The sequence below is a fragment of the Sphingomonas sp. GW821-FHT02B09 genome (genome assembly GCF_059421875.1).
Genome location: NZ_JBWKVV010000006.1, coordinates 128,771 through 148,797, shown reverse-complemented (window position 1 = coordinate 148,797; position 20,027 = coordinate 128,771). Strand labels below are relative to the sequence as shown.

Genomic DNA, 20,027 nt, shown 5'->3' with positions numbered 1-20,027 from the left:
GCCATGCAGATCATCGTCCGCGACAACAATGTCGATCAGGCACTGCGTGCCTTGAAGAAGAAGCTGCAGCGCGAAGGTGTCTACCGCGAGATGAAGCTGCGCCGCCTTTACGAGAAGCCATCCGAGAAGCGCGCCCGCGAGCGGGCAGCCGCGATCAGCCGCGCTCGCAAGGCTGATCGCAAGCGTGCCGAACGCGATCAATGACCGGCGGGGCCCGGCCAGGCATGAGGATGATCGGCAGCCGGATCGATGAGACCGGTACGTTGATCCGCGATGGCGGCGCCTTTTACCTGCGTCGTGACCTTGGCGGCCGCTATATGCTGGAATTGCATCGCACACCGGTGGATCTGGCCGAGAAGCGGGTGCGGCTGGTCGGCACCCTGGTCGGCGTCGATCTCGTCAATGCCGATGGCGTGGCGCCTGCCTGAGAGGATGACGGGCTTCCAGATGGTTGTTGGTGCTCCATTGCACCATGATGCAGCCCCGCCTGCCCCACCCTGTTCAGCGACGACCGCAATCCCTGCTATATGCCTCAAGCATGAGCAACGATGCCGAACTGTACCGTCGACGTGCGCAGGAGCAGCGTCAGGAGGCTGACGCCACAAGCCTGCCCAAGGTGCGCGCCCGCGCGCTCCATGCCGCCGAGCGATGGGACACCATGGCCGACCAAGCCGAGCGTTCATCCGCCGCTACCATCAAGCGCGATGCGGAAAAGGCCATACGTGATGCGGAACGCGAGATTTGCAGTTGATCCGCCGCTACCAAGCGTATGCCTTGCCCGCTGTGCGCTATCAGAGGGCGTTCGGTGACGATGTTTCGATGCCAGAGCAATTTCCCGGTCACGCCCGCAGATGTACTCTGTTGCCAGGTTGATATGGTGGGCGCTCGCCACCGGGGCGATATGGCTGATCTATGATCACACCCGCATGATCGTTGCCGGCGACGTGCTGCGCGCGTTTGCGACAACGCTACCGGTGATCCTGGGCAGCGTGCTGATCGTCATGATCCATGCCGGCATAATGGGGTATTTGCGCGCACGGAGTCGTTGAGGAGGCGGTCGCACATTCCAGTTTCGACTGTGCGGTCTTCCCGGCAGCTATGCCATTGGATCTTGGCATGGTGCAGTTGAAGTATGCTCATAGGAGACCAGAAAGGCCGGTCCTTTTTCCGTAGCAAATTGGCTTCAAAAAAACAGTCAACATCGTGCAAAGTCTGCTTAGACTCTAGATATATGAAGGGCCATCAAGCACCTACCCTATGAAGATCGCCGTCGGTCTGGTTGGCCGGAAGCCCGGCGTCTTCTCGAACGGCGAGCGAGTAAGCGCTTTCCCAACGTTGTGGTCAAGCGGGAGAGCCATGGACAGCCATCCTCACTCCCACCCGCCGCCAAGCGCAAGAAAGAGATCGATCTCCCGGTCGACCAGGGTGGCGCGCGCGACAGACAGGCTGGTCTGGGCGTCGGCATAGCTCGCCTGCGCGTTCAACACGTCGAGGAAGGGTGTGCGGCCGAACCGTTGCAGCTTTCCGGCATCGTTGCTCGCTCGACCGGCCGCATCGGCGGCCCGCTCCAGTGCGTTTAGCCGGTCATGCGCACGTGCATAGGCGGACAGGGCGGTCTCAGTCTGCTGGAGGGCGAGCAGGACCGAGCCATCGAACTCGGCCAGCGCGGCGTCGGTGTCGGCGCCGGCCTCGGCGATGCGGGCGCGGGCCGCCTTGCGGTTGGGGAACGACCAGGAGACGAGCGGGCCGAGGCTGAACCCGAACGAGGACGGCGTCAGCGCGTGGCCGACCGACGTCGCGGTTCCCGCCGACCCGCCGAGACTGACCCGGGGATAGAGGTCGGCTGTCGCGACGCCGATGCCGGCGGTCGCGGCGGCAAGCAGGCGCTCGGCCCGCCGCACGTCAGGGCGGCGCTTGAGCAGCATCGCGCCGTCGCCGACCGGCAGTGGGCGCGTGAGCGCCGGAATGGCGACACAGCCTTCCAGCTCGCGCGGGTAGTCGACGGGAACGCGTCCCATCAGCGCGGCCAGCGCGAACAGCGCGGCCTTGCGATCGGCGAGTATGTTGGGGATAGCGGCTTCGCTAGCGAAAGCGGCGGCCCGCGCCCGGTCGCTGTCGAAGCGCGTGCCGCGTCCCCCGCGCGCCATGCGCAACGCGACGTCGAGGGTCTGGCGCTGGATGGCGACGACATGGCGTGCGGCCGCCAGCGCCACGCCGTTGGCGCAGACGCGGGCATAGTTGCGCGTCACGGCCGCCGCCACGACCACGCGCACTTGGTCGCGCGCGGCGAGCGCCGCTTCTCCTTGCGCGTCCGCCGCCTCGATTCCGCGCCGGATGCCGCCCGCCAAGTCGAGCGGGTAGCTCAGGTCGAGCCCAAGCGCGTAGCTGAACGGCGCGGGCAAGGCGCCGGTCGGGCCGCCGATCCGGGCTCCTGCCGCCTGCCCGCTGAAGCCGGTGGTCACGGTGCGCGCGGCCTCCGCCTCACGCACGATCGCACTGGCGCGGCGCAGGTTGGCGTCGGCGGCGCGGAGGTCGGTGTTCGCGCCCAAAGCCTCAGCCACATAAGCATCGAGGCGCGGATCGCCGTAGAGACGCCACCAGCGCGGCGGAAGGTCCGCCTGGGTGACGCCGGGGCTCCGCCCGCCGAGGAATGGCGCCGACGCCGCAGGGCGGTTGACGATGGCGGCCGTGGGCACGCGATAGTCTGGCCCGGCGACGCAGCCCGCCGCCAGCAGCACGAGGCAGGGAGCAAGAAAGCACCTCACGGGCGAGTGCCCCGGACGGCCGTGACGTCACCCGGCACGATCTCCACCGTCGCGGTCCGCCCGGCGATCAGCCGGATGCCCGCCGGCAGGCGATCGATGTGGATACGCACGGGGATGCGCTGCGCGAGCCGCACCCACGAGAAAGTCGGCGCGACCTTGGGCAGGAGATTGCCACTATCGTCGCGCTGGTCGTCGGCAATGGCGGCGGCAATGCTCTCGACATGGCCTGCGAGTTCGGCTTCGTCGCCCATCAGGTGGATGCGCGCGCGGTCGCCGACGGCGACGTGCCGCAGCTTGGTCTCCTCGAAATAACCCTCAACGCGCAGCGAGGCGCTGTCCACCAACGCCATCGCTTGCGCGCCCGCCGCCAGATAGTCGCCGGGATGGATGTCGAGGTTGGTGACGGTGCCGGCGACGGTGGCGCGGATCTCGGTACGCTGCATGTCGACGCGCGCGACGTTGCGGTCCGCCACCGCGCGCGCCAGCGTCGCTTCCGACGTGCGGACTTTGGCGACATTCTCCTCGCGCGCCTCCGTCGCGACGAGGTCGCCGAGCGCCAGGTCTCGCCGTGCCTCCTTGCGCGCCTGGTCGAGCTGGGCCTGCGCCTCGGCGATCGCGGCGTCCGCCCGGCCGATCGCCGCCGCGAGGCGCGGCCGGTCGAGGACTAGCAGCAGCTGACCGGGGCGGACGAGCTCGTTGTCGTGCACCGGCACCTGCGTGACGAGGCCGCCGACGTCGGTCGACACGCGCACTACGTCGGCGCGGACGTGGCCGTCGCGGGTCCAGGGGGTGCGCTGCTGACTGTGCCACAGACTGAGCGCAAGCAGCACGGCGACCGCGACGACGCCGAGCGTCACGGCGTAGCGTACCAGGAGGGCGAGAACAGGCTTCATGGACGCGGTCCGATTGCGGGCAGGCCCTGCACCAGCAGGGCGAGCAGGATGATGAAGACGGCCAGCTCGACGAGCGGCCGGAAGGCGATCTGCCGGGCGACGCCGACGGCGGCGAGCAGGCGCAGCAACCCAACCGTGAGCGCCAGCGCCAGGCAGGCAAGTGCCAGCGCGCCGGGAACGAGGACGCCACCGAGATCGAGGTCGGAAATCATGCTGATCCTTCCCGGTTGCCGGACAAGGCCAGCGCGAACCGCAGGTCGATCAGCGGATCGAGCAGCGCGCAATACTCCTCGCTGGCGGCCGCCAGCGCGCCCAGCCGCTCCGCCGTCCGGCTCAGCGGGCCGGTGTCGGTCAAGGCGGCATCCGCAAAGGCAAGAGCGAGGTCGGACAGCAACTGGCGCGCTTCGTCCGGAATCGGGCCGGCGCCATGGCGGAGGCGCCGGTGCAGCCGGCCCGCGGCGTGACCGATCCGCAGTTGGCGCACCGCCTCGTCGAGGCCATCCCCAGTCGATCGCGTCGACAGGCCGAGGCGTGGCAGCAGCAGCGCGACGCGGTCGATCATCAGCCCGGTCCACCGTGCCTCGGCGGGGCCGTACCCTCGTGCGCGGCGCACCACGTCGCGGCGGCCGAGGCGCAGCAGCCGGTCGATCCCGGTGTTGGGTGCGACTGTCTGTAACAGCGACATGCTGACCGCGCCGAACCCGACGCCCACGAACAGCGCGACGCTGCTGTTGATCGCCTCGGCGAAGTCCCCGCCATAGTCCGCGCCCAGCCCGACGAGGATCGGGATGGTCAGCGTGATGCCGAGCGCCATGAAGGCGCTCGCCGGCCGTGCCTGCAAAGACCCGGCGAGCAGGAAGGCGGGTGCCAGGCACGCGACCAGCACGACGAAGTCGGTGACGCGCGGCAGGACGACGAAGCTGTAGGCGAGGCTTATCGCGACGCCCCAGATCGAGCCCGTGATGTATCTGCGGACGTTGGGCGCAGGCGCGTCGACATTGCCGAACAGCGCGCAAGTGACGCCCAGCACCGAAACCGCCAGCCCGCCATCGGACCAGGCCGACCAGATCCACCCCATGCAGCCGAGCGTGATGCCCAGCATCGCGCCGGCCGCCGCGCGCGCCGCCATGATGGGATCGCGGTGAAAGACATAGCCGGCCGGTCGCTCGTCGCCCAGTAGCGGGCCGGCGCGGCGTCGCGACAGGCCGGTCCGCGCCTCGTGGGCGAGCCGCTCGCAATCGTGGAGCAGCGCAACCAGCTCGGCGAGGTGGCCGGCGGCATTGGCCGCGAGGGGGTCCGGGAGGCTCGTCGACCCGCTCTGCGCTAGGGCGCGAGCGCGATGGACCAGCCATAGTGCGCCGCTGTCGCGTTCCAGCGGCACCTCGGACGCGATCCAGCGGCGGACGTCGCGCAGCAGCTCGGCCAGCGCAGCCGGCGTGGTGCGCTCGTCCGCGTCGATAGCGTCGATCCGCTCCGCGACGTCAGCGAGCAGCGGCAGCAGCCGCGCCAGGCGGTCGTGCAGCAATCGCAGCGTCGCATCGTCCGGCCTGGCTGCCACCGGATCATAGGGAAGGTGCGTCGCCAGCCCGCGCACAGCGAGCAGGTCCAGTGCCAGCCGTTGGCGATCGTCGTGGCGCTCGCGCTCCGACGCATGGCGCAAGGCATCCCCCGCCAAGCGGCGAGCGTCGTCGATCGTCGCCGCCAGCTTGGCGCGGAACTGCCCGATCATCGGCCGGGGCAGGACGTAGCGATGGACCAGCACCGCGCACAGGATGCCGAGCGCAATCTCCTGCACGCGGACCGACGCGACGTCGAAGATCGTACTGGGCGCGCTGACCGCGGGGAAGCCGATCAGGCTGGCAGTGTAGCCGGACAGCACGAAGGCGTAGGCGCGCGGGGTGCGGTCGAGCAGCGACAGAAACAGGCACAGCCCGATCCAGCCGGCCAGCACGACGCTGCAAACCACCGGCTCGTTCGCGAAGGTCGGCACGATCGCCACCGTCGCGATCGCGCCCGTCAGCGTACCCGCCAGACGATAGACGCCGCGACCAAGCGAGGCGCCGGCGGACGGCTGCGATACGAGGTAGACCGTGACAATTGCCCAGGACGGGCGCGGCAGCCCGATGCGAAGCGCGATCCAATAGGCCAGCATTGCGGCGGCGAAGCTCTTGGCAGAGAACAGCAGCGCCTCGGCGTCCGTCCTGACGGCAGCGTTGTGCAGCGGGATGCGCCAGCGCGGCCATCGCCATACGGGCAGCGTCCATTCGGGTCCGATCCACCCGCCGTACCAGAAGAGCCAATATCCCATGGCTTGTTGATAGCCATTCGCAGCAGGGCCGTGTATTAGCTATCCGGACAATCGATCCCTATAAGCTGCCAATCTGATGCCACCCGCCCGCTCAGCCATTGCCATCCTCGACCCGGATGCTGCCGAGGCGACCGCCATGGCCCACCGGCTCGACTTCACCGATCATGCCGCCGAGGTGCCCACCCACGTCCATCGCAAGGCGCAGCTGATCCTGGCGTCGCACGGCGCCGTCACCTGCACCGCTGCCGACGACGTGTGGATCGTGCCGCCGGGGTGCGGCATCTGGATCCCAGGCGGGGTGCCGCACAGCGCGCGCGCGACCGCGAACGCGCGGGTCGACTATCTGTTCGTCGAGCCCGGCGCGAGCCGCTTGCCCGACCATTGCTGCGCGCTGGAACTGACGGCGATGATCCGCGCCATGATCGATCGTCTGGCGCATGAGCCGAGCGACTATCCGCCCGATGGCCACGCCGCCCGGCTTGCGCGCGTGATGCTCGACGAGCTGGCCGAGATGCCGCGCCAGCGCCTCAACCTGCCGGTGTCTAGCGATGCCAGGATCCGCACCATCGCCGACACGCTGACTGCTGCGCCATCTGACCGCAGCACGCTCGCCGGCTGGGCCGCTTGCGTCGCTATGAGCGAGCGGTCGCTCGCGCGGCTGATGATCCGCGAGACCGGCCTGACGTTCGGTCGCTGGCGCCAGCAGCTGCACCTCGTCGTCGCGTTGCGCGAGCTGGCGGGCGGCGCCAGCGTGCAACGGGTCGCGGGCGAGCTGGGTTATGAGTCGGTCAACGCCTTCATCACGATGTTCCGCAAGGCGCTCGGTAGCACGCCCGCGCAGTATTTCGCGCAGCGCAAGGAAGCGTGAGCAAGACCGAACACACGAGGGATGGCAGCTCGCCCTGTCGATGAACGATCAAGTCAAGTGCGTGCCCCTCCTCTCGTGTCGGCGGGGGCGCACCGATCAGTAGCGGTCCGGCGTAGCCGCGGCACATGAAGAGCCCAGAGACCTAGGCGACGTATTCCGACAAATCCAAGGCTTCATGCTCCGGACGCGCCATGTCGGTCGGATTAGCCGGTGCTTCGGCCGCTTCGGCGAGCCCCTGCGTCCTCTGTTCGAGTTGCTCCGGCGTCATCGGGATGAGTCCGACCGCGCCTTCCGCGACGGTGGCCTGGTTGCGCTCGACGAAGGGCCGGAACTTGCGCTCATAAGCTTCGAAGGCAGTCTGGTGATCCGGATGGCGCGCGAGCTCGCTGGCCAGCACATAAGCGCCGGTCAGTGCCAGGCTGGATCCCTGCCCCGTCAGGAAGGACGGGGCATACGCCGCATCCCCGACCAGCGCCACGCGCCCCGTCGTCCAGGCAGGCATGCGGACCTGCTCGACCTGATCAAAATAAAGATCGTTGGCCGATCCCATCGCCTGCAATAGATCGGGCACCCACCAACCTGCGCCGGCGAACGCCTTGGCGGCGAGGTTGCGCTGGAATGCGGGGTCGCGGGCTTCGCGTCCGAGAGGATACGGGTGGGCGAACGCCATCAGCACGAAAACCTTTTCAGGCCGTACGCCCGCTCCATAGATCGCGATCATCCGCCCCGGCACGTTCGAGATGATCGCTTCGCGGTCCAGGCCGAAAGCATTGGGGATGGAAAATCCGAGGAAGCTGAACCCGAGGGGATGGGTGAAGCCGCTCTCCGTTCCAAAGGCGAGTGCGCGGGTGTGCGAATGGACGCCATCGGCACCGATGACGATATCAAACCGCTCGGTCGCGCCGTCATCGAACGTCGCCACGACACCCGTGCCGTCGTCCTGTAACGAGCTGATCGAAACGCCAAACCTGTAGTCGATGCGATCACGGGTCAGCCCCGCTATCAGCGAGGCGAGAACCCCGCGCGGGACTTCCACATCCCGGCCCCGCACGCTCCCGTTCACCCGATCGGGATCGACCGCGACTATCTCCTTCCCATCGCCATCGACAAAGGTGACCCGACGCGAATCGATATCCGCAGTCTGCAAATCTGGACCGATACCCATTCGGACGGCAACGTCCATCGCTACCGCGCGAAGGTCGATCGGATAGCCGACCAGTCTGATCGTCGGGGCTCGCTCGACGATCCAGACCGTGCGGAAACTCGCGTCTATGATTCCGTCCGGTCGCGGATCGGCATATGCTGCGGACATGGCGTATATCGAGGGTCACGCGCGCGATCAGGCGCTGCTGCTGCCGGCATCGGTGGAGGATTATGTGTCGCCGGACAATCCGGTGCGGTTCATCGATGCCTTCGTCGACGACCTCGATCTGGGCGAAGCCAGCTTTCAGCGGGCACGACCGAAGGCGACGGGGCGTCCCGGCTACGATCCGGCCGACATGCTCAAGCTGTATCTGTACGGCTATCTCAATCGGGTGCGGTCGAGCCGGCGCCTCGAGGCGGAAGCGACCCGCAATCTCGAGCTGATCTGGCTGCTGCGGGGACTTCGACCCGACTTCAAGACCATCGCCGACTTTCGCCGCGACAACCGCTCGGCGTTCAAGGCGGTGTTCCGCGCGTTCGTGGTGCTGTGCCGCAAGCTCGATCTGTTCGGACGCGAGTTGCTGGCGGTGGATGGCACGCGGCTGAAGGCGGTGAACAGCCGGACGCGCAACTTCACCAAGGCCAAGCTCGACAAGTATGTCAGGTCCGCCGACGAGCGGCTGGAGAAATACCTCGCGCAACTCGACGATGCCGACCGCGGCGAGCCGCCGGGCATGACTAGGCGGAGCGAAGCGCTGGCCGCGAAGATCGCCAGGGTGCGCGAGCAGCGCCAGGTCAGCGAGGCGATGCTGGAGCAGTTGAAGGCCAGCGGCGAGAGCCAGTTATCGCTCACCGATCCCGACGCGCGGGCGATGGCAGCGCATCCCAAGGTCGGCGTCGGCTACAACGCGCAGGTAGCGGTCGATGCCAGGCACAAGCTGATTGTCGAGCAGCACGTCACCAATGCGGGCAGCGATCTCGGTTTTCTGGCCGAAACGGCCGGCGCGGCGAAGGATATTCTCGGCGTCGAGCGGATCGATGTGGTCGCCGACATGGGCTATTACATGGGCGAGGACATCGCCGCGTGCGAGCGGGCCGGCATCACGCCCTATGTCGCCCGCCCCCAGCGGGGTACGGCGGTCGGCGACGGCCGTTTTCCCAAGGAGCGGTTCCGCTACGATGAAGGGGCAGACTGCTATCACTGCCCCGGCGGCCAGCAGCTCGACACACGCTATCGCTGGTTCCAGGGCGGTCATACCATGGTGCAATATTCGAACCCGCGTGCCTGTGGCGGATGCGAACTCAAGGCGCAGTGCGCCCGCGGAAACTTCCGCCGCATCACCCGATGGGAAGGTGAGGCCGTCCTCGATCGCATGGCGACACGCCTCGCCGCCCGGCCCGAGATCTTGAACATCCGGCGCGAGACGGTCGAACACCCCTTCGGTTCGATCAAGCAATGGATGAACCAGGGCGCCTTCCTGATGCGCGGTCTCGACAAGGTCCGAGCCGAGTTCAGCCTGACCGCGCTCGCCTATAACCTCAGGCGGGCGATCAACCTCGTCGGCGTACAGGGGCTGATCCAAGCAGTACGGGCCTGATCCGCGCCGTTCCGTGGGCTGGCGACGCGCTCACACAGTCCCCGTAAGACCGTTCTTTCCCCGTGATCGCCGCAAAACCGAACAGACCGGCGCTCGTACCTCGCTGCTTCGAAAAAAGCGGCGACCAACTGCTTGGCCGCGAGTTTCCGCACGGTCTGGATCGTGACATGGAAGCCATAGCGATCGAGCCAATAGGCGGCGGCCGGTCCGGCGATGCTGGCTCCTACGATGAGAACGCGGCGTCCATCGGCGTGGGTCGGCAATGTGTCGGAATGATCCTGCATATCGAGCCTTCTTGATAAGATGCGGCGACGCATCTAGTCTCTTCGCCCATGAGTCAAGATGCATACGCGCATCTTATTTTTAGAGGTTGGGTCATGGCGGAACGAAGGCGCGGAAATGATTTGGAGCGTGTCCTGCTGGAAGCCGCTTGGATGGAACTGACGAACAACGGCTATTCCGGCTTGACGATGGAAGACGTTGCCGAACGTGCGGGAACGAGCCGTCCGGTGATCGCGCGTCGATGGGCCGGAAAGGCGGAACTGGCCGTGGCCGCCATTCGTCAGGAGATGGCGAAATATCCGCTCGACGTACCCGATCGCGGCGATGTGCGGTCAGAACTGCTGGAGTTTCTGGATCGCGCGTCATCACGGGCCGTCGGCCTTGCTGCAGCCTTTTCGTTGCTGACGAGCGAGTATCTCTCGGATGTTGGATCCGGCCCCAAATCCTTGCACGAAGCATTGACCCGGGGCGAGGTGGAGGTCGAGACGCATATTCTACGTCGCGCCGTTGCCCGGCAGGAGGTTCGTCCTTCCGCGCTGGAAGCCCCCGTGTCTACGTTGCTGGGCGACTTGTTTCGGCATCATGCCATCATGAACTTCGCGCCCCCGCCGGCAGACCTGAGAGAGGCGTGGGTCGACGCCATCTTCCTGCCGCTGGTACGGACAGAACCGATCCGTTAATGCCGCCGATCAAAAATCCGATCCTGTTGCGACATAGGCCTGTGTCTTCGATTCCACCACTTGGTGGTGCCAAGCTAAAGGGATTTAGCCTGGCTCCTTCGGCTACGCCTCACATGTAGTGTTGCAGCTTGGGAACGGTGCCGCGCCTGCAATTGACGCCGTCGCGCTGACACAAGTACTGAGATGCTCTCGAAGTTGGCCACCCATGGGCTTCTTTGCCGTGCCGCGTCGCCGATCATAAAGCCGCTACCGCGTCGTTTTCGTTCGCGCGGTGAGCTTGTTGCCATCCGGATCGCGTAGATAGGCGACGAAGGCACCGTCCGGGCGCTCGCAAGGTGGTGTTTCGACTGCCGTGCCTCCATGCGTGATGCCGGCCTCGTACCACGCGCGGACATGGTCCGCGTTGATCGCGGCAATACCGATGGTTCCGCCATTACCGGCGGTCGCCGGATGGCCGTTAATTGGCCGGGTGATCATCAGTCGGCCGCCCTCGTAAACGTAGATCAGCCGGCCTCTGTCGTCCATTTCGCCAAACGTGCCGCCCAGCGCCGTGAAAGTGGCGTCGTAGAACGCCCCGGACCGCTCGAGGTCGTTGCTGCCGATCATGATGTGCGTGAACATATGTCTCCGGAAAATAGCTTCTTACCTGCAGAACGTCGTTGGTCATGTCGTTCGCCATTCCCTCCGAACGGCATCGGGGTGGAGAACGGTCGGCGGAAGGCTCCGCCGACCAGAGACGGACCTTACTGCCGGTCGCCGTGATACGCTTCCTCGGGGCGGACGGGGGTCAGCGTCGTCACCTCGATGAAGTAGCCGCCCTTCGCCCGAAAGTAGAAAGACCATGCGCCGTGCGTCTCATGCGGTTGCTGCGTCTCCCAACCATCGCCGCTCAGGCGCGCATGCATCGCATCGACGGCCTCGCGTGAGTCCTGGATGAAGCCAATATGGAGAATGTCGAGCTGCTTGGGATAGTCGAAGCCGTCGAGCTTACTGTCGAAGTGATTGACGATCAGTACCAGTCCGTCGTCGTCCTGCATGATCGCCATCTTCTTGCCCCGCACGACGAGCGTGCGCAGACCGAAATACTGCTCGAACATCGCCCGGTCGGCTTCGGTATCGTGGCTGTAGAGGTTGATGTGGTTCAGCTTCATCATCGTGCCTTTCCGTTGGTGATACGGACACGGGCCGATCGCGGTCAGACAACGACGACCGGTCACGCACGAGGCTAATCCTCGCTGTGTCCGGCCATGGCCAAGAGCGGCATCACCCGCTCAAGCGTGACTGTCTCCGAAGAGACCGCAGGTTGTCACCATACCTGCATCGCTGTCTTTTTAGGCGATTCGCAATTTAGGCGGCCTTCATGGCGGTTCAAGCAGCCTTGCGGCTTTTCCCGCCGGTGATGGCGTTTTGCCGAGGCCCCTACAGTTCCGAGGAAAGGCGCCCTTCGCGCTGAGGCATGCGGATGAAGCGTTCCACCATTTCGTCCGTCCACTGGACATATTCAACGTGCAGTCCATCGGCGTGGCGGGCGTAGAGCATGCGTCCGGTCGGCACATCGGTTAGCGGCGTCGTGATGACAGCGCCTTGCGCTAAAAGCTCGGCTTGGACTGCCTCGATATCATGCACGATGACGGGACCGTGTGTATCGCGTATCGGGGCCAGTGCCTCCTTTGTGCCAGCGACGACGAGCATGTCACCGATACCTCCCAGCTCCCATTCACCGAACCGGAAGCGGATATGCGGCTTTCGGCCGTGAAGCCGCTCGAGCATCGACAGGGTCGCATCGCAATCGTCCGAAAACATCCTGGCATAGGTCTTGAGGATCATAATGCACCTTTTTTATCGATCGATACACAACAGCGCGCTTGACGGGGCTTGGTCAAGGTTTTTTATCAGTCGCTATGGATAAGGTGTCGAAAAAGGGTGGCCGCCCGCGGGGCTTCGATCGCGCCATGGCGGTGGAAACGGCCATGCGGCTTTTCCGCCGGCATGGCTATGAGGGGGTATCGCTCGCCATGCTGACCGAGGCGATCGGCGTCGCGCCTCCTAGCATCTACGCCGCTTTCGGAAGCAAGGCCGGACTGTATCGCGAGGCGCTCGAACGCTACGCGGAGCTCACGCCGCTGAGCCTGATCGAAGATGGCAGTCAGGGCATTGCTCTCGAACATGCAGTGGCCGCAATGTTTGAACGAGCGATCTTAACCGTTGCAGGACAAGCGGACGAACGCGGCTGCATGATCTCCATCGGGTTATTGACCAGTCACCCGGATCACGATGATCTTGCGGCGGAAGTGGAGGGTCGGCGCACCGCGTTGGCATACCGGTTTACTGAAGAACTCGGCCATTGGCTGCCTCGCCATCGATGCAACGAGATCGCGGTCTTTTTGTGTGCCGTCCTTCAGGGGATCGCCGTGCAAGCCAGAGATGACGCGTCTCTGGCAGATCTCCGAGCGATCGCGATCACCGCGCGACGTTGCTTGTCGTAACGCAGGTTACCCGGCGATCTAGGTCGGTTACAGATTGGTAGCGACGAGTAAAGAGGGGCTGCGCTCTGCCATTAAGATGCTGAATCGAGAGTCTGGTTCTATCTCGCGTTCGGTCCGAAAAGACGCGGATCTCGACATTGAAACTCTGGCGGATTAGCGACTAAGGAGCGCCTGTTCGATAAGATGAAGAGTCTTATTGACCACCTCGATTTCAGAGGGGTCATCTATAATACCACCAAGGGCTTTACTCCACGCATCTCGCATCTTAATAAAGTTCTGCGTAGCTAGATCCGTTAGATAGAGATTTACAACGCGGCCATCCTGATCGTTTGTTTTGCGTTGTACCAGCCCCTTCATCTCAAGTCCGCGCAGCACTCTAGCGAAGTTACTCGAAGGAAGGCGCGAAGCCCGCGAAACTATGCTCGCTGCGCTTCCCGGCATCTGCGAGATGCATCGCATAACGTGGATTTCAATTGGTGTGCACACCCCCGGCTCGAGAGACCGGGGGGCCGGTAGCTGCCGGCTAATTCCATGTACCAAATCGGCTAGCTCAAACAGCCTCTGTGCCTCTGCTTCGTCCATCGATGCTCCTACCCTTGACCAATAGCTATCATGTGATAGGTAATACGGGGATTACCTGAGGGAACGCTAAACCAGAAACAAGGAACTAGAGCATGGAAACGAGAGGCTCGGTCGCTATCGTCACTGGAGCGTCCTCTGGTATCGGCGCGGCAACCGCGCGCGCTTTGTCCGCTGCCGGAGCAAAAGTGATCTTGCTCGCCCGCCGCGAAGATCGGATCAACAACCTTGCCGGAGAGTTGGAGGGTGCGGTTGCGATCCGCTGCGATGTGACGGTTCGGGATCAGGTCGATCGAGCGATCGAGGAAACGCTGAAGGCCCACGGCCGCATAGATATTTTGATCAATTGTGCCGGGCAGGCACTTAATGCTCCGATCGAGGAGATCGAGGCTGATGACTTTCGGGACATCTTCGAGCTGAATGTTCTGGCACCGCTCGTCATGATGCAACACGTCATTCCGGCCATGCGTGAGCAAGGGGCCGGGTGCATTGTCAATGTGAGTTCCGGGATCTGGTTTCATCCGCTTGCTGAAAGCGCCGCCTACAGTGCGACCAAAGCCGCGTTGAGCACGGTGTCGGGGGTGGCCCGGATCGAGCTTGAGGATGTCAACATCGCGGTATCCGTGATGTACCCCTTCATCACCGAGACGGAAATGGTGGCTTCGATCAAAGCGGGGTCGGAGTCGGCCAGGAAGATGGAAGCTCCGCACGAAGCCGATCGTCAGCAGCCCGAACAGGTCGCGGATAAGATCCTCGAACTCGTGCGGTCAGGCGAGAAGCAGGCCGACATCGTACCGAAGAAATACGGCGGCACATTCGAGGGCTGAACGACGGCGGGCCAGGTCAGGACCTGCGGCGCACCTGCTTTCTTCTGGAGAGAGAAATGCTTCGCGAAGTATCGAACGGGGAAAATTCGCTACCGGGCCTTTATGCCGCAGAACCCGCGGACCTACCCTTTATGCAAGGCGTTGAGGTGCGGTCGTACCTGATCCAGACTAGCGACCGTCTCACCTGCATATACAATTCGCCCGGCTTGTCTCAAGACAGGAACGCCATCGTTGCGCTGGCCACACCATCCGCCCTCCTCATGAGCCATTGGCACGAGGCGATGTACAAGGCGCCCCGACTGGACGTAGCCGCTTACGTGGCGACGGCCGACCTGTCTCAGACCAAGGCATCGATGCCGAAAGTCGCGGACTTATCGAGTTACATGGATCGCGATCATGCGGTCGAGATCGTTTCCACGCCTGGGCATACGCGGGGATTTTCCATGTTCCTCTGGACCTGCGCCGATCATAGAGTGCTGTTCAGCGGTGATATGATCTGGAATCACAACGGCCGTTGGGAAGCTGTCGTTCTTGGTGAAAGCGACCGCCAGCGATACATCTCCAGCTTGGAAGCCGTCGCGGAGATGGACTTCGATGTTCTAATTCCTTGGGTGTCAATGCGCGGGGAACAGCGCGTGATTTTGAGCGACCGACTGTCAGCTCGAACCAGAGTCCTGGAGATAGTTGGACGCCTCAAAGCCGGCGAAAACGCTTAACAACCGACTTTATCCATCTCGTTGTTCGCCAAGTGTGATAAACAAAAGAACGGTGATCGGGACGCTCGGATTGTTCTTGATCGAGACTTACCGGCGAGACGGCCGGGTCGTCGCCATCGGATGTTGGGGAAATGGAATAGGTTCGTGCGACGCCAGCTTCGCGCACGCACGAAGCTGCCTGGAAGCGTTGGTCGGCCTACTGCGCTATTCTTACCAGCGCCCGCTCAACCAGGCCGCGTGCAAATGGTTCGTCGATCGGGCGCCCTAGTTGCGACCTGACGTAAAGGGGAGCGAAGATGCGATCGATAACCTCATCAATGGACGGCGAAACCCGCTTCAACTTTGGCCCGGCAGAGCTACGGATACGTAGGGAGCGCGAAGTCGTCGGCTACGCGACGCACGCGGGCGGCGCCGCTGGGGCGCAGCAGCGCTTCTACCGGTCGACTGGCGATCAGCCGCTCGAAACCATGGGTCAGGGCGATGCCAGCACGGCTGCGCGGGTGGAACAGTCGGATGACGGCGGGATTGAGTTGTCGTTGAGTTTCCTCGGCATAGGGGCGCACCGACGCCTCGTAGGCGGCAAACGCCTGCGAGTAATCGGCATGGCGGGCCATCTCGCCCGCCAGCACATAGGCACCGACCAGTGCCAATGCACACCCGGCCCCGGTGAACGGTGTGGGGCAGTAAGCCGCGTCGCCGAGCAGGACAAAGCGCCCCCTCGACCAGCGGGACATCTGCACTTGGCTCATCGGACCGGCGTAGAGATCGTCAACACCGTCCAGTTGGGCGGCGACGCGTTCGGCGACACTGCCGCGTCCGATCAGCGCCCGCCGCAGCGAAGCCTTGCGCCCGGCCGGGCTATCAGCCGCCCCATCGGTATTGCCGGATGGAAAGGTGATCAGCACGGTGGTTTCTCCCGCGCGGCCCGGCCTCAAGGTCAAATAAGTCCCACCGGCCGCATTCACCGTATGCGCCCATCCATCATCCTCGGGTCGGGCCGGGATGCGGAAGAAGGCCATCGTCGCGCCGAGATGACGGAAGCCGGTCTCATCGCGCAGCACCATGGCCCGGGTCGTCGATCCGATCCCCTCTGCACAGATAACCGCCGCGAACCTCTCGACGTGCCCGTCGGCGAAGGTGGCGGCGATGCCGTCCGCCATGTCCACCAGGTCCGTGACGGCCGTGCCGAAGCGGTAATCGCAGTTCTCCCGCGTCGCCTCGAACATCACCGAGGCGAGGTCGCCGCGCAAAATCTCATAGTCGCTGGTCAGGCAGCCGAAGGCGCCGCGCGGCAGCGCCGCAATGACCCGGCCATCGGCGTCGAGGAACTTCTGCCCGCGCTCGCCTGTGCCCAAGGCATCGATCCGCTCGCCCAACCCCATGCGCTCGATCACCGTCTGGCCAGCGCCCTTGATATCGACGTTCTGGCCGCCGTCACGCAGCGCGCGCGCCTTCTCGGCGATGACGACCTCATAGCCGTAGCGGTGCAGCCACCAGGCGCAGGCGGGGCCGGCGATACCGGCACCACAGATAAGGATCTTGTTTCTGCTGGTCATCGATCGGTGTCCCGAGCCGTTCTTCTCCCGCAAGATATAGCGGGGAGCGGGTGTGGCCACATTCCTGCTCCGTGCCATCTTCTTATTCGTTCTTGCCAAACGATGGCCGGAACGACGATGCTGGCCGCCATGCCGATGCTCGACCCATCGCTGGCCGGTGCCGACTGGATCGACCCGGACGTGCTGCCCCCGCCTGTCGTGACGATGGGTTTCGTCGTGACCGACGTCGACGAACTGGAAATGGATCCGCACGTTCATCGTCGGGGGCAGCTGATGTTCGTGCAGCGCGGTGCACTGAGCTGCGAGATTGAGGGCGGGGTGTGGATCGTCCCGCCCGGCAGCGCGCTGTGGATACCGGGTGGTGTCGCGCATGGCATCAAGGCGACGGGCACACTCGAAGGCTGCAACGCCTTCATCGATCCGGGGGTGACGAAGGGGCTGCCACAAAGGTGCTGCGCGATCGCCGTTACGCCGCTGCTGCGAGAGGTGCTGGTCCGCTCCGCGCATCTGCCCGCGCACTATGAGCAAGGCGGCGCGGCAGATCGCCTGTTCGGCGTGCTGCTCGACGAACTGGCAAGCGCTCCGGTCGAGACGCTGCATCTGCCGATGCCGACTGATCCGCGCCTGTGGCGCATGGCGACGTCGATGCTGCGGGAACCGGCGGCACGCGGTACGATCGCGAGCTGGGCAGCGCAGCTCGGGATGAGCGAGCGCACCTTGTGCCGCACGATGCGCCGGCAGACGGGTATGAGCTTCGGGCGCTGGCGGCAACAACTGAGCATCGTACGCGCCGTTGAGCGACTCGCGGGCGGCGCGTCGATCCAGCAGGTTGCCGGCGAACTCGGCTATGACAGCGTGCCGAGCTTCACGACCATGTTCACCAGTAGGTTGGGCACCTCGCCGCGCCGCTACATGGCGGAACGCCATCCACGTTAAATGCCGGGGCGTTCCCACTGGGATCATATATAGGAACAGTAGCGATTGTCCGGATGACGGACAGTACCAGGTCGAAACCGCCTTGTGTAATTTCCGACTTGCGACTTTAAGCGAACGGATGGGTGTCGACGGGTTAACCGGTTTCTTTCTCAGGGCGGCAGTCACGGCGGCCGTCGTCGTCATGGCATCGGTGATCGCGGAGGCCGTAGGGCCGGTGATCGGAGCCTTGGCGGCGAGCCTGCCTGTATCGGCGGGGCCGACATACATTTTCCTGGCCCTGAACCATTCCGCTGATTTCGTCTCGGCAAGCGCCTTGGGCAGCTTCGCCGCCAACGCCGCAACCATTCTCTTCCTGGCGACCTATGCCCGGATCGCGACCGGACGCGGCCGCTTTGAAGCCTTGCTTCCGGCGGTACTCGTTTGGTTGGTGGCCGCGTCGATCATCCAGGCCGTTCACTGGTCTGCGCTAACCGCGCTCGCGCTGAACGTAGCGACCTTTGTCGTTGGCCTCTGGGTGACGCGGGCGATCGTGTCGGTTGGACGGCAGCACGCCTCACGCCTGCGGGCTACCCGATCCGATCTTGTGGGGCGCGCGCTTGCCGTGGCGGTGTTCGTGGCCAGCGTCCTTGGAGTGAGTGCGATGGTCGGCCCGAGCGTTACAGGCGTTCTGGCTACCTTTCCGATTGTGTTTGTGGTGTTGATCTTCGTCTTGCGTCCCCGGATCGGCGATGGCCCCAGTGCCGTCCTCGCTGCGACCGGGCTGCGTGCGATGGGCGGCTTCGGCTTGATGTTTCTGGTCGCACATCTCGCAATCGTTCCACTCGGCAAGAACATCGGGCTAGCTGTCGCCCTGGTTCCGACCTTGGCTTGGTCCGCCGCGCTCGCTTACCGCCATTCGCAGGCGCAAGTCTGACACCCGAGGCTAATATCGGCTTCGAACGGCTAACGCCGCCCGGCAGAGGAGCGGCGAGCGAGGAGGCTCGCGCAGTCCCACAAGGATCGAATTGCTTTCCCAAAACCCGTCGCGAACCAAATTATGGGACGGCCTGCACGGCATAGCGTACCCGTTCCTTGGGCAATAGGAGTGTAGGCGCACGCTTACCATGGGTCACGAGAACCTGATCGACCGGGATCGCGTCCTTGCCTTCCGAAGCGATGAACGCCTGCACGAGGCGCGTGCCGGAGGACGGCAAAAGCGTGGGCGGGATGGATGCGGAGTGACGTGCCATGCCAGCCAACCAATCCGGTCGCCAGTGAAGCATTCGGACGGGTGGATGGACGACTTGCAGGTCAACCGATCCGGCCAGCAGCCCGACCGTCACCGGCTTACCGCGCGCCATAAGAACGACTGATTGATGGACGGCCTTCGACGCCGCAATCTTATAAAGGTCGACATCAGGCCGGTTCATTGGGATCGGTGAAAGTCCGGCTTGATCGATCGTCAACGGATCGATGCCGGTCGCGCGCCTGAGCAGGCCCGCCATCATGGGCAGCGTTCCGCCCTCGGCCGCGATTGGTCGCTCTGCCGCATGATGCTCGCCCGCGTAGATAAGGATTTTGGTGTTGGGAAATGCCCGAACGGCGCGATTGACGATGTTATCAGCCTGATCCTGCTCGCGCTGCTCCTGCGCCACCTTGGCGTCCTTCGAATAGTCAGTTCTGATCTTCTCGTAGGTGATGGGCCGATACCCCAAGGCGAGCGACTGCCTGATGAAATCGGCGAACACAGGATCATCGAGGTAATAGCCGCTCGATTGACGGGGATACCCGTCAGCCAGTAGCTGCGCCATCTTCTGCCGCGCTTCATCATCGTCGTCCACGCGCTTCAAGGCTTCAACGGCAAGGACGGTATAGCCTAGTGGGCGCAGCGCGCGTGCGACCTCCAAACCGAATGCCCTGCCGCGAGGATCGAGGTGGTTTTCATCGAGAATGACGATCTGGGTATTGCGCGCGCGTTTGACGATTTCTCGAATGGCTGGGTCACCTCTCGATGCTTTAAGCTCCGCGACCTGATCTTGCGGCACACGAAAGTCAGAGCCTTTGGCGCTGTTAAAGGTGGGAACGCCCGTCATCGTGGACATGACCTGCGCCCACTGATCGACGATATCGGGATCGGCGGTCTCGTCCGCGCGCTCGATCCCCAGCTTCCGGAGGAGACCAAAAGACGCATCGATATAGCGACCGTGAGATGCGTCGCTGATCGACTGCTTATAGGCCTCGATCAACCTGTCATTGTCGAACTGCTTTACGGGCCGTGCTGGAGCAACCTGCTGAGGGCCGGAGGCCATCGTGCTGGCCGGTACGGCGAGAACGCTCAAGGCAGCGGCGATGATAGGCGGATAGCGCATCTGGACACTCCACAGTACGATTCGTACCATCAAACAAACCGA

The 20,027-nt window shown here is 64.2% G+C and carries 24 protein-coding genes; 13 read left to right on the top strand and 11 right to left on the bottom strand.

All coding sequences use genetic code 11. The features are described from left to right. The first annotated feature begins 3 nt into the window (after window positions 1-3). The 4 genes from rpsU (at window position 4) to AC07U4_RS19910 (ending at window position 1,049) form a co-directional block, all read left to right on the top strand. A complete protein-coding gene (rpsU, locus tag AC07U4_RS19925; protein ID WP_495196715.1) occupies window positions 4-204 on the top strand; it encodes a 30S ribosomal protein S21 in 201 nt (66 codons plus the stop codon). A 20-nt stretch (window positions 205-224) separates the two neighbouring features. Continuing rightward, window positions 225-428 carry a DUF5818 domain-containing protein gene (locus tag AC07U4_RS19920; RefSeq protein ID WP_495196760.1) on the top strand — a complete coding sequence of 68 codons (204 nt, stop codon included), beginning with the start codon at window positions 225-227 and terminating at the stop codon, window positions 426-428. Between the two features lie 110 nt (window positions 429-538). Next, the gene (locus tag AC07U4_RS19915; protein ID WP_495196714.1) at window positions 539-751 is read left to right on the top strand and encodes a hypothetical protein; all 213 of its coding nucleotides are present in this window, start codon (window positions 539-541) and stop codon (window positions 749-751) included. A 175-nt stretch (window positions 752-926) separates the two neighbouring features. Continuing rightward, window positions 927-1,049 carry a hypothetical protein gene (locus tag AC07U4_RS19910; RefSeq protein ID WP_495196713.1) on the top strand — a complete coding sequence of 41 codons (123 nt, stop codon included), beginning with the start codon at window positions 927-929 and terminating at the stop codon, window positions 1,047-1,049. A 321-nt stretch (window positions 1,050-1,370) separates the two neighbouring features. On the opposite strand, the gene AC07U4_RS19905 is transcribed toward AC07U4_RS19910, so the two are convergent. The 4 genes from AC07U4_RS19905 to AC07U4_RS19890 are packed head-to-tail and all read right to left on the bottom strand — an operon-like array spanning window position 1,371 to window position 5,966. Beyond that, window positions 1,371-2,765 (bottom strand): efflux transporter outer membrane subunit, encoded by a 1,395-nt coding sequence (locus AC07U4_RS19905; protein WP_495196712.1) that lies wholly within the window; start codon window positions 2,763-2,765, stop codon window positions 1,371-1,373. Further along, entirely contained in the window at window positions 2,762-3,658 is an 897-nt protein-coding gene (locus AC07U4_RS19900) for an HlyD family secretion protein (protein WP_495196711.1), read from the bottom strand. The genes AC07U4_RS19905 and AC07U4_RS19900 overlap by 4 nt, the downstream gene beginning before the upstream one ends. Then, a complete protein-coding gene (locus tag AC07U4_RS19895; protein WP_495196710.1) occupies window positions 3,655-3,870 on the bottom strand; it encodes a DUF1656 domain-containing protein in 216 nt (71 codons plus the stop codon). Before AC07U4_RS19895 ends, AC07U4_RS19900 begins: the two co-directional genes overlap by 4 nt. Next, a complete protein-coding gene (locus AC07U4_RS19890; RefSeq protein ID WP_495196709.1) occupies window positions 3,867-5,966 on the bottom strand; it encodes an FUSC family protein in 2,100 nt (699 codons plus the stop codon). The genes AC07U4_RS19895 and AC07U4_RS19890 overlap by 4 nt, the downstream gene beginning before the upstream one ends. Before the next feature lie 136 nt (window positions 5,967-6,102). On the opposite strand from AC07U4_RS19890, the gene AC07U4_RS19885 reads away from it, so the two are divergent. Then, complete coding sequence (locus tag AC07U4_RS19885) at window positions 6,103-6,834, top strand: AraC family transcriptional regulator (RefSeq protein ID WP_495196708.1); 732 nt, start codon at window positions 6,103-6,105, stop codon at window positions 6,832-6,834. Window positions 6,835-6,976: 142 nt separating this feature from the next. Here AC07U4_RS19885 and AC07U4_RS19880 read toward each other — a convergent pair whose 3' ends face one another. After that, window positions 6,977-8,146 (bottom strand): FAD-dependent monooxygenase, encoded by a 1,170-nt coding sequence (locus tag AC07U4_RS19880; protein WP_495196707.1) that lies wholly within the window; start codon window positions 8,144-8,146, stop codon window positions 6,977-6,979. Between AC07U4_RS19880 and AC07U4_RS19875 the strand changes: the two genes are divergently transcribed. The 3 genes from AC07U4_RS19875 (at window position 8,145) to AC07U4_RS19865 (ending at window position 10,537) form a co-directional block, all read left to right on the top strand. Then, window positions 8,145-9,575, top strand: a complete 1,431-nt coding sequence (locus tag AC07U4_RS19875) for an IS1182 family transposase (RefSeq protein ID WP_495196706.1) — start codon at window positions 8,145-8,147, stop codon at window positions 9,573-9,575. The genes AC07U4_RS19880 and AC07U4_RS19875 overlap by 2 nt on opposite strands. Window positions 9,576-9,637: 62 nt before the next feature. Beyond that, window positions 9,638-9,874, top strand: coding sequence for a hypothetical protein (locus AC07U4_RS19870; protein WP_495196705.1), 237 nt, complete (start codon window positions 9,638-9,640; stop codon window positions 9,872-9,874). 33 nt (window positions 9,875-9,907) lie between these two features. Continuing rightward, a complete protein-coding gene (locus tag AC07U4_RS19865; RefSeq protein WP_495196704.1) occupies window positions 9,908-10,537 on the top strand; it encodes a TetR/AcrR family transcriptional regulator in 630 nt (209 codons plus the stop codon). A gap of 246 nt (window positions 10,538-10,783) precedes the next feature. On the opposite strand, the gene AC07U4_RS19860 is transcribed toward AC07U4_RS19865, so the two are convergent. The 3 genes from AC07U4_RS19860 to AC07U4_RS19850 form a co-directional block, all read right to left on the bottom strand. Beyond that, a complete protein-coding gene (locus AC07U4_RS19860; protein ID WP_495196703.1) occupies window positions 10,784-11,158 on the bottom strand; it encodes a VOC family protein in 375 nt (124 codons plus the stop codon). Between the two features lie 122 nt (window positions 11,159-11,280). Then, complete coding sequence (locus tag AC07U4_RS19855) at window positions 11,281-11,691, bottom strand: VOC family protein (protein ID WP_495196702.1); 411 nt, start codon at window positions 11,689-11,691, stop codon at window positions 11,281-11,283. 265 nt (window positions 11,692-11,956) lie between these two features. Then, window positions 11,957-12,364, bottom strand: coding sequence for a VOC family protein (locus tag AC07U4_RS19850; RefSeq protein WP_495196701.1), 408 nt, complete (start codon window positions 12,362-12,364; stop codon window positions 11,957-11,959). A gap of 74 nt (window positions 12,365-12,438) precedes the next feature. Here AC07U4_RS19850 and AC07U4_RS19845 point away from each other — a divergent pair, with 74 nt between their 5' ends. Then, window positions 12,439-13,023, top strand: a complete 585-nt coding sequence (locus AC07U4_RS19845) for a TetR/AcrR family transcriptional regulator (RefSeq protein WP_495196700.1) — start codon at window positions 12,439-12,441, stop codon at window positions 13,021-13,023. A gap of 153 nt (window positions 13,024-13,176) precedes the next feature. Here AC07U4_RS19845 and AC07U4_RS19840 read toward each other — a convergent pair whose 3' ends face one another. Next, entirely contained in the window at window positions 13,177-13,605 is a 429-nt protein-coding gene (locus tag AC07U4_RS19840; RefSeq protein WP_495196699.1) for a MarR family winged helix-turn-helix transcriptional regulator, read from the bottom strand. A 92-nt stretch (window positions 13,606-13,697) separates the two neighbouring features. Between AC07U4_RS19840 and AC07U4_RS19835 the strand changes: the two genes are divergently transcribed. After that, window positions 13,698-14,429: an SDR family oxidoreductase gene (locus tag AC07U4_RS19835; protein ID WP_495196698.1), complete on the top strand. Its 732-nt coding sequence runs from the start codon at window positions 13,698-13,700 to the stop codon at window positions 14,427-14,429. A 56-nt stretch (window positions 14,430-14,485) separates the two neighbouring features. After that, window positions 14,486-15,145: an MBL fold metallo-hydrolase gene (locus AC07U4_RS19830; protein ID WP_495196697.1), complete on the top strand. Its 660-nt coding sequence runs from the start codon at window positions 14,486-14,488 to the stop codon at window positions 15,143-15,145. Window positions 15,146-15,501: 356 nt separating this feature from the next. On the opposite strand, the gene AC07U4_RS19825 is transcribed toward AC07U4_RS19830, so the two are convergent. Beyond that, window positions 15,502-16,701: an FAD-dependent monooxygenase gene (locus tag AC07U4_RS19825; RefSeq protein WP_495196696.1), complete on the bottom strand. Its 1,200-nt coding sequence runs from the start codon at window positions 16,699-16,701 to the stop codon at window positions 15,502-15,504. Between the two features lie 102 nt (window positions 16,702-16,803). Here AC07U4_RS19825 and AC07U4_RS19820 point away from each other — a divergent pair, with 102 nt between their 5' ends. After that, window positions 16,804-17,637, top strand: a complete 834-nt coding sequence (locus tag AC07U4_RS19820) for an AraC family transcriptional regulator (protein WP_495196695.1) — start codon at window positions 16,804-16,806, stop codon at window positions 17,635-17,637. Between the two features lie 118 nt (window positions 17,638-17,755). Further along, the gene (locus AC07U4_RS19815) at window positions 17,756-18,550 is read left to right on the top strand and encodes a hypothetical protein (protein WP_495196694.1); all 795 of its coding nucleotides are present in this window, start codon (window positions 17,756-17,758) and stop codon (window positions 18,548-18,550) included. A 121-nt stretch (window positions 18,551-18,671) separates the two neighbouring features. On the opposite strand, the gene AC07U4_RS19810 is transcribed toward AC07U4_RS19815, so the two are convergent. Beyond that, the gene (locus AC07U4_RS19810; RefSeq protein ID WP_495196693.1) at window positions 18,672-19,985 is read right to left on the bottom strand and encodes a hypothetical protein; all 1,314 of its coding nucleotides are present in this window, start codon (window positions 19,983-19,985) and stop codon (window positions 18,672-18,674) included. Between the last annotated feature and the right edge of the window lie 42 nt (window positions 19,986-20,027).